The sequence below is a fragment of the Kitasatospora sp. NPDC058243 genome, from assembly GCF_042882025.1.
Taxonomy (GTDB): domain Bacteria; phylum Actinomycetota; class Actinomycetes; order Streptomycetales; family Streptomycetaceae; genus Kitasatospora.
Map to the genome: position 1 here is coordinate 29,347 of NZ_JBHVWW010000012.1, position 12,800 is coordinate 42,146.

7 protein-coding genes are annotated in these 12,800 nt (G+C 73.1%); 2 read left to right on the forward strand and 5 right to left on the reverse strand.

The window, feature by feature from the left end; all coding sequences use genetic code 11:
• Positions 1-46 precede the first annotated feature (46 nt).
• The 3 genes from ACFVX9_RS11220 to ACFVX9_RS11230 form a co-directional block, all read right to left on the reverse strand.
• Positions 47-1,576, reverse strand: a complete 1,530-nt coding sequence (locus ACFVX9_RS11220) for an ArnT family glycosyltransferase (protein ID WP_387981388.1) — start codon at positions 1,574-1,576, stop codon at positions 47-49.
• A gap of 137 nt (positions 1,577-1,713) precedes the next feature.
• Positions 1,714-3,621, reverse strand: a complete 1,908-nt coding sequence (gene dxs / locus ACFVX9_RS11225; RefSeq protein WP_363368836.1) for a 1-deoxy-D-xylulose-5-phosphate synthase — start codon at positions 3,619-3,621, stop codon at positions 1,714-1,716.
• 245 nt (positions 3,622-3,866) lie between these two features.
• Entirely contained in the window at positions 3,867-5,045 is a 1,179-nt protein-coding gene (locus tag ACFVX9_RS11230) for an ROK family transcriptional regulator (protein WP_063349467.1), read from the reverse strand.
• 406 nt (positions 5,046-5,451) lie between these two features.
• Between ACFVX9_RS11230 and ACFVX9_RS11235 the strand changes: the two genes are divergently transcribed.
• Positions 5,452-7,167, forward strand: a complete 1,716-nt coding sequence (locus ACFVX9_RS11235; protein ID WP_387981390.1) for a PQQ-binding-like beta-propeller repeat protein — start codon at positions 5,452-5,454, stop codon at positions 7,165-7,167.
• A gap of 165 nt (positions 7,168-7,332) precedes the next feature.
• Complete coding sequence (pepN, locus tag ACFVX9_RS11240) at positions 7,333-9,915, forward strand: aminopeptidase N (RefSeq protein WP_387981392.1); 2,583 nt, start codon at positions 7,333-7,335, stop codon at positions 9,913-9,915.
• Between the two features lie 163 nt (positions 9,916-10,078).
• Here pepN and ACFVX9_RS11245 read toward each other — a convergent pair whose 3' ends face one another.
• Positions 10,079-10,312 (reverse strand): hypothetical protein, encoded by a 234-nt coding sequence (locus ACFVX9_RS11245; protein WP_079135908.1) that lies wholly within the window; start codon positions 10,310-10,312, stop codon positions 10,079-10,081.
• Positions 10,313-10,431: 119 nt separating this feature from the next.
• Positions 10,432-12,567 (reverse strand): 4-alpha-glucanotransferase, encoded by a 2,136-nt coding sequence (malQ, locus tag ACFVX9_RS11250; RefSeq protein WP_387981393.1) that lies wholly within the window; start codon positions 12,565-12,567, stop codon positions 10,432-10,434.
• Positions 12,568-12,800: the final 233 nt, after the last annotated feature.

The following is a 12,800-nucleotide window of genomic DNA, read 5'->3' on the forward strand; positions in this document are numbered from 1 at the left end:
TGACCTGGACGGTCACCGGGGCTCCGGCGTGTGCGGGGGGGGGTGGTCAGCTCTTCTTGAGGCGGTAGACCACGGTGTCGGCGAAGACGCCGACCATCTCGTAGTGGGTGTCCAGCAGGTTCTCGATCCGCGGGACCAGCACCGGCTGGTACGGGGCGATGCCGGAGTCGTCCACCACGACCTCGGGCAGGTTGTCGGCGAGCTCCTTGTCGAAGGTCTGCCAGGCGTTGCTGACGCTGAACTGCTCGCCCACGTTGGCGTTGCCGTCCTTGCCGCCGCTGTAGTTGGTCAGGAAGCCGGCGGTCAGGTAGCGGGTGGCGGGCTTGCGGTCGGCCAGCCAGTACAGCTCGGGGTGCATGCCCCAGACCAGGACGGTGTCCTTGGGGGTGGTCTGGGCGGCGACCGCGGTGGCGACCTCGGTGGTGCGGTTGAGCCGCTCCCCCGGCCAGGCCAGGGCCAGCGCCCAGAAGACCGTCGAGGCGACCGTGGTGTACACCAGGACGGGCTTCCAGCGGACCGCCGAGGTGGCCACCGCCCCGGTGCCCAGCAGCACCAGCGGGGGGATCAGCTGCAGGTAGTAGTGGCCGAAGAAGTGGAAGCCCACGCTGACCGCGACGACCGAGGAGGCCAGCCAGACCCACAGGTCCCCGGTGGAACCGTGCTCCTCCCCGGCGACGGGCAGCGGCCGGTGGCGGTGCTTGAGCCAGAGCCGGCGCCCGACCGGGAGCAGGAAGCCCAGCCCGGCCGCGACCAGGATGGCCGAGTTGCCGAGCGCGCGGCCGATCATCTGGAGCCACGCGCCGCCGAAGGAGGCGTAGTCCCCGCTGCCGGTGACCACCCAGAACAGGAAGCCCTTGGGCTTGGTCAGGATGACCGCGACCAGCGCTATCGGCAGGATGAAGCCGAAGCCGATCTTGAACAGGGCGGGCGGCCAGCGCACCCCGCGCCGGCGGGCGTCCTGGAACAGCATCCAGAACACCGGCAGCAGCACCGCGCCGCCGGTCTGCTTGGTCAGCGAGCAGAGCGCCACCGCGATGCCCGCGGCCAGCCAGCGGCGGCGCTCGGCGTACCGGAACGCGGCCACCATGGCGGGCAGCATGAAGACCTCGAAGGTCGCCGCCTGGGTGTCCTCCGGGGAGAGCCCGATGGAGACCAGCAGGTAGAGCAGTCCCGCGCCGGCCCCGGCCCGGTTGCCCCAGCGGCCGCGGGCGATGGACGCCAGCAGGATCGCGGTGACCAGGTGGGCGCCCACCGCCAGGGTGCGCAGCGGCCACAGCGAGGCGGAGCCGAAGATCGTGAAGCAGGCCTGGTAGAGCCAGGGGAGCAACGGCGGCTTGCGGTCCACCACGGTGTCGTACAGCACTCCGCCGTCGGCCAGCATCCGGGCCTGGGTGGCCAGGAACCCCTCGTCGGGGCTCCAGACGGGCCGGGCGAAGGACGGGATGTGGGTGAGCAGTGCGACCAGCGCGAGCACCGGCACCAGCCTCGTCCAGTACCCGGTCTGCACATGGGTACGGACGCGCTCGGGCAGGCGCTCGGCCAGTCCGGCGAGGCGGAAGCGGGTGGGGGTGGGCACGGATGACAACCTACCGGGCGGGATCGGCGCGGGCGGCGCCGGTCCCGCCTTTCGGTGCGATTGTCAGCTTGTTTCGTGACGAACTGTTACAGGGTTACGACGAACAGTCGTCGGTGGAACGCGTTCCGGGCCCGTTCTCAGGCCTCGACCCGAGCCGCGTCCAGGCTGGCGACCAGGGCCGTCACCTTTCGGGCGATGTCCGGGGCGTTCAGGCCGATCTCGGCCAGGATCTCGTTCCGGCTCGCGTGGTCCAGGAACTCCTGCGGAATCCCGAAGTCGCGCACCGGCAGATCCACGTCCGCGTCGCGCAGCGCCTGCGCCACCGCGGCGCCGACACCGCCCACCCGGCCGTTGTCCTCGATCGTGACGACCACCCGGTGCTCGGCCGCCAGGCCCGGCAGGGCGGCGTCCACCGGCTTGACCCAGCGCGGGTCCACCACGGTGGCGGTGATGCCCTGGGCGGCCAGCAGGTCCGCGACCTCCAGGCTGGTGGCGGCCATCGCGCCGACCGAGACGACCAGCACGTCCGCGCGGTGCGTGCCGCCCGGCTCCTCGGCGGCGCGCAGCACGTCCATGCCGCCGATCCGACCGACCGCCGGGACGGCCGGGCCGACGGTGCCCTTGGAGTAGCGGACCACGGTCGGGGCGTCCTTGACCTCGACGGCCTCGCGCAGCTGGGCGCGGACCTGGTCGGCGTCGCGCGGGGCGGCCAGCCGCAGGGTCGGGACAATCTGCAGCATCGACATGTCCCACATGCCGTTGTGCGAGGCGCCGTCGTCGCCGGTGACGCCGGCCCGGTCGAGCACGAAGGTGACGCCCAGCTTGTGCAGGGCGACGTCCATCAGGACCTGGTCGAAGGCCCGGTTCAGGAAGGTCGCGTAGACCGCGAAGACCGGGTGCAGCCCGTTGGTGGCCAGGCCGGCGGCGCTGGTGACGGCGTGCTGCTCGGCGATGCCGACGTCGAAGATGCGGTCCGGGAAGGCCTCGGCGAAGGGCGCGAGGCCGACCGGGTGGAGCATGGCGGCGGTGATGCCGACGATGTCGTCCCGCTCGTGGCCGAGCGCGACCATCTCCTCGGCGAAGACCGAGGTCCAGCTCCGGCCGCCGGCGTTCTGGATCGGCAGACCGGTCTCCGGGTGGATCTTGCCGACCGCGTGGAAGCGGTCCTCGTCGTTGTTCTCCGCGGCGTGGTAGCCGCGGCCCTTCTCGGTGAGGCAGTGCACGATCACCGGGCCGCCGAAGCCGCGCGCCTTGGTCAGCGCGGACTCCAGGGCGGTCAGGTCGTGGCCGTCGATCGGGCCGATGTACTTGATGCCGAGGTCCTCGAACATGCCCTGCGGGGCGATGAAGTCCTTGAGGCCCTTCTTGGCGCCGTGCAGCGTCTCGAACAGCTGCTGGCCGACCACCGGGGTGCGCTGCAGCGCGTCCTTGCCCCAGGAGAGGAAGCGCTCGTAGCCCTGGGTGGTGCGCAGGGTGGCGAGGTGGTTGGCCAGGCCGCCGATGGTCGGCGAGTAGGAGCGCTCGTTGTCGTTGACGACGATGACCAGCGGGCGGTCCTTGGCGTCGGCGATGTTGTTGAGCGCCTCCCAGGCCATGCCGCCGGTGAGCGCGCCGTCGCCGATGACCGCGACGACCGGATCCGGCTTGCCGAGGATCTTGTTGGCCTTGGCCAGGCCGTCGGCGTAGGAGAGCACGGTGGAGGCGTGCGAGTTCTCGATCACGTCGTGCTCGGACTCGGCGCGGGACGGGTAGCCGGACAGGCCGCCCTTCATCCGCAGCATCGAGAAGTCCTGGCGGCCGGTGAGCAGCTTGTGGACGTAGCTCTGGTGGCCGGTGTCGAAGAGGATGCGGTCGCGCGGCGAGTCGAAGACCCGGTGCAGCGCGATGGTGAGCTCCACCACGCCGAGGTTGGGGCCGAGGTGGCCGCCCGTCTTGGCGACCTCGGTCACCAGGAAGGTCCGGATCTCCTGGGCCAGTGCGGCCAGCTGTCCCGGCGTGAGCCGGTCGAGATCACGCGGTCCCCGAATGCGGGTCAGCAGGGCCACCCGTTCCTCCTCGTTCAGTGTTCGCGGACCGCGGGCGGTCCGACGGGCGTCGCTGCCCGGTCTGGCGGCGGGCCGGCGGTCGCGGCCGGTGCCGACCGGTCGAGTCTAATGTCCGCTTGCCGGACACCGAGCGGCGCGGCCGGTGCCACCGACCCGTTACCGCCATTCCCGGAGGTCGGCCCGGGGGTCGCGCGTCACCCTGGATTGACGAATGAATGTTCGGGCGCGATCCGGGCCGCGGCGGCTCAGCCGCGCCCCAGCGCCCCGGACTCCCCCATCTCGCTCATCACCAGCGCCAGCGCGCCGAGCACCTCGGCCCGGCCGCCCAGTGTGCCGGGGACCACCGAGAGCTGGCGGGCGGCGCTCGGGATGGCGTAACGGGCCACCGAGTCGCGGATCGGGGAGAGCACCAGCTCACCGGCCTCGGCGAGGTCGCCACCGAGGATCACCCGGCGCGGGTTGAGCAGGTTGCACAGGGTCGCGACGCCGGTGCCGATCTGCCGGCCGGCGTCGGCGATCACCCGGCGGCAGCCGAGGTCACCCTGATGGGCCAGCTCGACCACCCGGGGCAGGGTGAGGTCCGGCCCGAGGGTCGGGGTCAGCAGGGAGAGCAGGTAGCGGGAGCCCACGAAGGTCTCCAGACAGCCGCGGTTGCCGCAGCGGCAGACCGGCCCGGCCTCGTCCAGGGTGATGTGCCCGATCTCACCGGCGGTGCCGCCCGGCCCGCGGTAGATCTGGCCGTTGACCACCAGTCCGGCGCCGACCCCGCTGGCGACCTTGATGTACGCGAGGTCGCTCAGCCCCCGCCCGGCCCCCCAGACCAGTTCGCCGAGCGCGCCCAGGTTGGCGTCGTTGTCCACGTGCACCGGCATGCCGAGCCGCTCGGCCAGCTCCCGGCCCGGGGCGATGCCCGTCCAGCCGGGCAGGATCGCGGTGGAGCCCAGCGCGCCGGTCTCCACGTCGATCGGGCCGGGCACGCCGAGGCCCACGCCGATCACCTTCTCCGGACGGAACCCGGCCTGCCGGAGCAGCCGTTCCACCATCGCCTCGGCCCGGTCGAAGCCCTGCGCGGCGGAGACGTCCACGTCGATCGGGGCGCTCTCCTCGGCGAGCACCCGGTGCGCGAGGTTGCCGACCGCGACCCGCAGGTGGGTGTGGCCGAAGTCGATGCCCACCACGATGCCCGCGTCCCCGCTGAGCGAGACGCTGCGCGCCCGCCGGCCGCCGGAGGAGGTGTCGGCGACCACGACGGTGCCGCTCTCCTTCAACTCCCGCACGATGTTGGAGACGGTGGCCGCGGACAGGCCGGTGCCGCGGGCGATCTCGGCCTGGGTCAGCGAACCGGCCGTCCGCACCGCGCGCAGCACCCGCTCCAGGTTCGCCCGGTGCAAGGACGACTGCGAGCCCGGTGTGTCCGTCGACATGATCCACCCTCCCAGGGCGGGGACCCCTCCGCCGGACGTCCCCTTCAACTCCTGAAGGGTAGGGCCTGTGCCGTGGATCGGCGCGGATCGGACCTGGGCGGTACGACGGGGGCCGGTGGCGGCGGGCCCGGAAGCGGCGGGGGAACGGACGGAAACGGGCCTGCGGAGTCCTGGGTTCGACCGAAAAACACTCGCCACTAGCATGGTGCCCTATCTCACGCGTCCCCCCGGACCGCGGGGCGGTATCGGCAGGGGGACGCTTCCAGGAATGACGGGGAATCAGATGGCAGGGGATCACCCTACGCCGGGGGCAGGCGAAGCGTCGGGCAGCAGCCCGCAGGACAATCGGGGCGTCTCGTTCGGGCGCCCGCCCGGCGGCGTGGACCCGGCCGCCGTGGCGGACCAGATGACACAGCTCGACGGCGCGGCGATCCCGCGCCCGGCCTCGCCCGCCGGACCGCCGCCGGCCCAGCCGCCGGCTCCGCCCGCGCAGCCGCCCGCCGCCGGTGCCGGTGCCGGTGCCGGTGCCGGTGCCGGCTACCAGCCGTACGCGCCGACCGCGGCCGCCTTCCCCAGCCAGGCTCCGCCGCCGCCGGCCGGTGCGCCGGTCGGCCCGTACGACCCGATGCCCGGTGGTGCCTACGGCGCGCCGGACGGCGGGCAGGCCTACGGCGCCGGCTACGGATACCCGCAGCAGCAGCCCGGGTACTACCCGGGCGCGCCGGTGCCCCCCGCGCCCAAGCAGCGCAACCCCGTGATGCTGTGGGGCGGGATCATCGGCGGCGTCCTGGCGATCGCCATCGTCGCCGGGCTGGTCGTGCTCCTCAAGGGCAACGACCCCGACCCCACGCCGAACGCCACCTCCGGCGGCACCACCACGTCCGGTGGCACCACCACCTCCGGAGGCACCGTCACCAACGCCCCGACCGCCGACGGCACCACCGGCAGCAGCACCGGCGGCAACACCGGCGGGGCCGGGTACAACATCGCCTGGAACGCCCCCAAGGCCGCCACCGGGGACAGCGGCTCGCAGCTGCTCGGCATCTGGGGCAGCGACAAGGTCGCGGTGCGCGCCGACAGCACCGGCATCCGGGCGTACAACACCTCCGACGGCAAGGAGGCCTGGAACATCCCGGTCCCGGCCGGCAGCAAGGAGGTGTGCACCGCCTCCTACTCGACCAACTCGAAGAACATCGCCGCCGTCTCCTTCAACACCGGTGACAGCGACTGCTCCACCATCGGCGCCGTCGACGTCAGCCAGGGCAAGCTGCTCTGGAGCGTCAAGGTCTCCACCGACCGGATGTCCTCGCCGACGCTCAGCGTCACCGACAAGGTGGTCGCCATCGGCGGCAACGTGGTCGGCGGCCTGAACATCGACAACGGCTCGGCGGCCTGGCAGTTCCAGCCGCGCGACAAGGACTGCAGCCTCTACGGCCGCGCGGCCGGCAGCCAGATCGCGGTCAGCGACCGCTGCTACGGCGGCTCCGGCCCGAAGTCGCAGCTGGTCGTCGTGGACGCCGACAGCGGCAAGGCCGCCAGCACGCCGATCACCCTCACCGGCAGCATCGAGCGGATCGACAAGGTCGTCCAGGACCAGCCGCTGGTGCTGCTGATGAGCAGCGGCCCCAACGGCGACTACATCCTGCCGTTCGACAAGAGCAACAAGCCCGGCAACCAGATGTCGGTCAAGGAGCCCGGCGCGGACAGCCTGCGGCTGTCCGGCCAGTCCGACGCCTACACCCAGAACGTGGTCAGCGGCACCACCCTGTACGCCCAGATCACCGGCGCCAAGTCGGCCGTCAACGCGTACGACCTGACCACCGGCAAGCGGATCTGGTCCGCCGCCAGCGCCACGTCCAGCCAGGACATCCGGCTGGTGTCCGGCACCGACAAGGACGGCAAGGTCCGCGCCATCGTCAGCCAGGGCTACAACAAGCCCGCCCGGCTGGTGACGCTCTCGCCGGCCGACGGCTCGATGACCGACCTCGGCACCATGGCCATGCCCAACGGCCTGGACATCGGGATGAGCATGTCCGAGTACGTCCTCTCCAGCGACGGCAGCGCGGTCTACGCCTTCCGCCGCGGCAGCTCCGACGCGCCGCTGACCAAGTGGAAGAAGTGACGGCGGGGGGCTGAGCACTCCTCGAACGCGGGCCCTCGGGGCCCGTCCTGGCGGGGCGGGAACGGGCGATCTGTCCGGACCCGCCCCGCCTGTGATTATTCCGGGAGCCCGTCCGTTGGGTCATGGGAGGATTCGCCCCATCAGCCTGACGAAGGAGTGCAGCGAGTGCCCGGCACCAACCTGACCCGCGAGGAGGCCCGCACCCGGGCCGACCTCCTCCACGTGGACGCGTACGACATCGAGCTCGACCTGAGTTCGGCCCGCGAAGGAGGCACCTTCCGGTCCACCACCGTGGTCCGGTTCACGGCCACGACCCCCGGCGCGGACACGTTCATCGACCTCGTCGCGCCGAGCGTCGAGGAGATCACCCTCAACGGCGCGCCGCTCGACCCGGAGAGCTTCGCCGACAGCCGGATCCCGCTGCCGAACCTGGCCGCCGAGAACGAGCTGCGCGTCGTCGCCAACTGCGCCTACACCAACACCGGTGAGGGCCTGCACCGGTTCGTCGACCCGGTCGACGGCGAGACCTACCTGTACACCCAGTTCGAGGTGCCGGACGCCCGCCGCGTCTTCGCCTCCTTCGAACAGCCCGACCTGAAGGCCGCGTTCGCGTTCACCGTGACCGCCCCCACCGGCTGGGTCGTCGTCTCCAACTCGCCCACCCCGATCCCGGTCGGCGAGGGCGCCGCGCAGGTCTGGACGTTCGAGCCCACCGGCCGGATCTCCACCTACATCACCGCGCTCGTCGCCGGCCCCTACGTCGGGGTCTTCGACACCTACGAGAACGGCGACCAGAAGGTGCCGCTGGGCGTCTACTGCCGCCCCTCGCTGCGCGAGTTCCTGGACGCCGAGGACATCTTCGCCGTCACCAAGCAGGGCTTCGACTACTTCCAGGAGAAGTTCGACTTCCCCTACCCGTTCGCCAAGTACGACCAGCTGTTCGTCCCGGAGTTCAACGCCGGCGCGATGGAGAACGCGGGCGCCGTCACCCTGCGCGACCAGTACGTGTTCCGCTCCAAGGTCACCGACGCCGCCTACGAGGCCCGCGCGGCGACGATCCTGCACGAGCTCGCCCACATGTGGTTCGGCGACCTCGTCACCATGGAGTGGTGGAACGACCTCTGGCTCAACGAGTCCTTCGCCACCTTCGCCGAGGCCGTCTGCCAGGCCGAGGCCCCCGGCTCCAAGTGGCCGAACTCCTGGACCACGTTCGCCAACCAGATGAAGACCTGGGCCTACCGGCAGGACCAACTGCCCTCCACCCACCCGATCATGGCGGACATCAACGACCTGGAGGACGTCCAGGTCAACTTCGACGGCATCACCTACGCCAAGGGCGCCTCGGTGCTCAAGCAGCTGGTGGCGTACGTCGGCCAGGACGCCTTCTTCCAGGGCGTGCAGACCTACTTCAAGCGCCACGCCTGGGGCAACACCCGGCTCGCCGACCTGCTCGGGGCCCTGGAGGAGGCCAGCGGCCGCGACCTGCGGACCTGGTCCAAGGCCTGGCTGGAGACCGCCGGCATCAACGTGCTGCGGCCCGCCATCACGCTGAACACCGACGGCGAGATCGAGTCCTTCGCCGTCCTCCAGGAGGCCCCCGCGCTGCCCGCCGGCGCCAAGGGCGAGGCCGTGCTGCGCCCGCACCGCATCGCCATCGGCCTGTACGAGCTCGCCGACGGCGCGCTGGTGCGCACCGACCGGATCGAGCTCGACGTCGACGGCCCGCGCACCGAGGTGCCCGAGCTCGTCGGCCGGCACCGCCCGGCCGTCGTGCTGCTCAACGACGACGACCTCTCCTACGCCAAGATCCGGCTCGACGAGGACTCGATGGCCGTCGTCACCGAGCACCTCGGCGGCTTCACCGAGTCGCTGCCGCGCGCCCTGTGCTGGGCCTCCGCCTGGGACATGACCCGCGACGGCGAACTCGCCGCCCGCGACTACCTGGCGCTCGCCCTCTCCGGCATCGGGCGGGAGAGCGACATCGGCGTCGTGCAGTCCGTGCAGCGCCAGGTCCGGCTCGCCCTCGACGCCTACACCGACCCCGACTGGCGCGAGCAGGGCCTCGCCCAGTGGGCCGACGCCGCCGAGGAGCACCTGCGCTCCTCCGAGCCCGGCAGCGACCACCAGCTCTCCTGGGCCCGCACCCTCGCCTCCGTCGCCCGCACCGACGGGCAGCTCGGCCTGCTCGCCGGCCTGCTCGACGGCACCGCCGAGATCAAGGGCCTCGCCGTCGACACCGAGCTGCGCTGGACCCTGCTCACCCGGCTCTGCGCCACCGGGCGCGCCGACGAGGCCGCCGTGACGGCCGAGCTGGCCCGCGACAACACCGCGGCCGGCCAGGAGCACGCCGCCACCTGCCGCGCCGCCCGGCCCACCGCCGAGGCCAAGGCCGAGGCCTGGACCGCCGTCGTCGAGTCGGACACCCTCACCAACTACGTCCAGGAAGCGACCATCGCGGGCTTCCAGCAGTCCGACCAGCGCGAGCTGCTCGCGCCGTACGCGGCCAAGTACTTCGCCGCCGTCAAGGAGGTCTGGGAGACCCGCAGCCACGAGATCTCGCAGCAGATCATCGGCGGGCTGTACCCGGCGCTGCAGGTCACGCAGGCCACCGTGGACGCGACCGACGCGTGGCTGACCGAGGCCGAGCCGGCACCGGCGCTGCGGCGCCAGGTCGTCGAGGCCCGGGCCGGGATCGAGCGCGCGCTCAAGGCCCAGGCGGTCGACCGGGCGGCGGGCGCCGGCCGCTGACCTGCTGAGGCGCCCGTCGGGGCCCCGGTCGGGGTCCCGTCGGGCGCCGACGGGGCTCCGTTGGGGCGCCGTCGGGCGCCGTCAAGGTGCTGGAACGCCTGAAGGGGCACCGGAGATCTCCGGTGCCCCTTCGGGGTCGTGCAGGTCCTGGTGGACGCGGTGGTTACTTCTTCTTGCCCTTGCCCTTGCCGTACGGCAGGCCCGCGAGGGCGGCGATGATCACGAAGGCGGCGATCGGGATCAGCACGTACAGGCCGATGGTCTGGCCGACGCTCAGGCCAGGACCCGGGTCGTCGCCGTCGTCCCTGGTGAGGGCCATGGCGGGCGACGACAGCAGCATCATCAGCGTGACCGTTGCGGAGACCGCGCCGGCTCGCAAAGCGTTCCTCTTGTCCACGTTTCCAACTTACCCGCCGCTTATGACCCCCCGCGCGTCGGGGTCGGCCTTCCGGAAGGGAGCCGTCCGCAGTGCCGGGGTCAGGCGGCGGGATCAGGTGCCGGGGGCGGACGGCGAGGTCAGACGGCGGGGTGGGCGCCGGGCGGGGCCAGCAGGTGGGCGAGCAGGCGGGCGGCCGGGGTTGCGGCCAGGCGGTCGAGGGTGACCGGGTCGCCGGCGCCGTCGGCGACCGGCAGGCGCCAGTTCGGGTACTGGTCCCAGGTGCCGGGCAGGTTCTGCGGGCGCGGATCGCCGACCAGGTCCGGCAGCCAGACGCCGACCAGCTCCGCCGGGGTCGCGCGCAGGAAGCGGTACAGCACCGGCATCGACAGCGGCTCGCCCGGCGCGAGCAGCCCCCGCGCGGTCAGCTCGGCCCGCCAGTCCGCCAGCTCGGCCACCGCCTCCTCCTGCTCCTCGCCCAGCGGACGGGCCAGCAGCCCGAGCCGGTGCCGCAGTTCGACGTGCTCGCCGGAGAGCCGGGCGGCGGTGCTCGGCAGGTCGTGGGTGGTGAGGGTGGCCAGGCAGCCCGGGCGCCAGCGGTCCGGGGCGAGGATCTCCCCCGCCGCCTGCCAGTCCCGCTCGAACCAGAGCACGGAGGTGCCGAGGATCCCGCGCGCCGCCAGCTCCTCCCGGACGCCCGGCTCCACCGTGCCCAGGTCTTCGCCGATCACCGCCGTCCCGGCCCGGTGCGCCTCCAGGGCCAGCACGCCGAGCATCGCCTCGGCGTCGTAGCGCACGTACGCGCCCTCGGTCGGCGGGTGGCCGTCCGGCACCCACCAGAGCCGGAACAGGCCCATCACGTGGTCGATCCGGACCGCGCCCGCGTGCCGGGCCGCCGCGCGCAGCAGCTCCGCGTACGGGGTGTAGCCGGCCGCCGCCAGCGCGTCCGGGCGCCAGGGCGGCAGGCCCCAGTCCTGGCCGTGGGCGTTGAAGGCGTCCGGCGGGGCGCCGACGGAGATGCCGCCGGCCAGCACGTCCTGGAGCGCCCAGGCGTCCGCGCCGTCCGGGTGGACGCCGACGGCCAGGTCGTGGATCAGGCCCACCGGCATGCCGGCCTGCCGGGCCGCGCCCTGGGCCTCGGCGAGCTGCTGGTCGACCTGCCAGGCGAGCCAGCGGTGGAACTCGACCCGGTCGGCGAGCTCCCGGGAGGCGCGCCCCACCTGTGGGCCGTCCGGGTGACGCAGCCCCTTCGGCCAGCCGTGCCAGTCGGCGCCGTGCACCTCGGCGAGCGCGTTCCACAGTGCGTTCCGGCGCAGCCAGTCGCCCTCGCGGCGCTGGTAGGCCTCGTACGCGGCCTGGCGGCCGGGGCCGCGCGGCACCTCGTGCAGCAGTTCCAGCGCCTCGCGCTTGAGCGCCCAGACGGCGTCCCGGTCGATCAGGCCGTCGTGCCCCAGCACCTCGTCGCGCAGCCGGGCGGCCCGGCGGCCCAGCTCCTCCGCCTCGGCGCGCTGGTCACCCGTCAGATAGGCGTACTCGGGGACGGCCTCGACCCGCAGGTGCACCGGATCGGCGAAGCGGCGGGAGGAGGGGCGGTAGGGGGACGGGTCGGTGGGGGCGGCGGGGGCGGCGGTCAGCGCCTGGTGCAGCGGGTTGATCTGGACGAAGCCCGCGCCGAGGCCGGCGCCAGCCCACCGGGCCAGCTCGGCGAGGTCGCCGAGGTCGCCCATGCCCCAGGAGCGGTCGGACAGGACGGAGTACAGCTGGGCGAGGAAGCCCCAGCTGTAGCCGGGCAGCGGGGGCAGCTTCTCCGGTGCGACGATCAGCGCCGCCTGGGCCTTGCCCTCGCCGCTCTCCGCCCTGAGCGTGTGCCGCCCGAGCGGCAGGTCCGGCGGCAGCCAGTGCGAGTGGCCGCGCGGCAGCTCCCACACCCCGCCGTCCTCCAGCTCCACGTGCAGCCGCGCGTCGGCCGGCACGTCCAGTGCCGTCCGACGCCCTTGACGGACCACCACGCAGGGCGGCAGCAACCGGGCCTGCTGCGCGTCCCGGTGACGCTCCAGCGCCTCGCGCGCCTGCTCCGGCGTCCCCGCCGCCACCCCCAGGGCCCCCAGCACCGCGACCAGCGTGCGCGCCCCCACGGTCACACCCCCCGGCCCGGGGTACCGGGTGTCCACCCCGTACGCCTGCGCCAGCGCCACCAGTTCGGGCGGTGGCGGCGGCGCGTCCTGCGTCGGCACCCTCAGCCCGTCGGCTCCGTCACGGTCGAGATAAGCGGCCACTCGCGGCTCCTGCGATGTCTCGGCAACGCCTGGTCAGGACGACCACAGTCCTACCCGGGTGACGGCCCGACGACGCTGCGCGACACGACCGCGTGGTCGGATCGGCCTGGCGGCCGGGGGCTGCCGCGACCCCGGACCGAATGCTCGAACCGGGGCAGACCCGGCATAGCGGGCGGCCGCGTTGACACCGGGTTGGGTAGCTGGTGGGGTTGCGGCGATGTGGTCCAGGCCTG

Excerpts from the sequence above, each read along its gene's own strand:
- ACFVX9_RS11230 (WP_063349467.1), bottom strand. The coding sequence starts at position 5,045 with ATGTCGACGGACACACCGGGCTCGCAGTCGTCCTTGCACCGGGCGAAC.
- ACFVX9_RS11235 (WP_387981390.1), top strand. The coding sequence starts at position 5,452 with ATGACACAGCTCGACGGCGCGGCGATCCCGCGCCCGGCCTCGCCCGCC.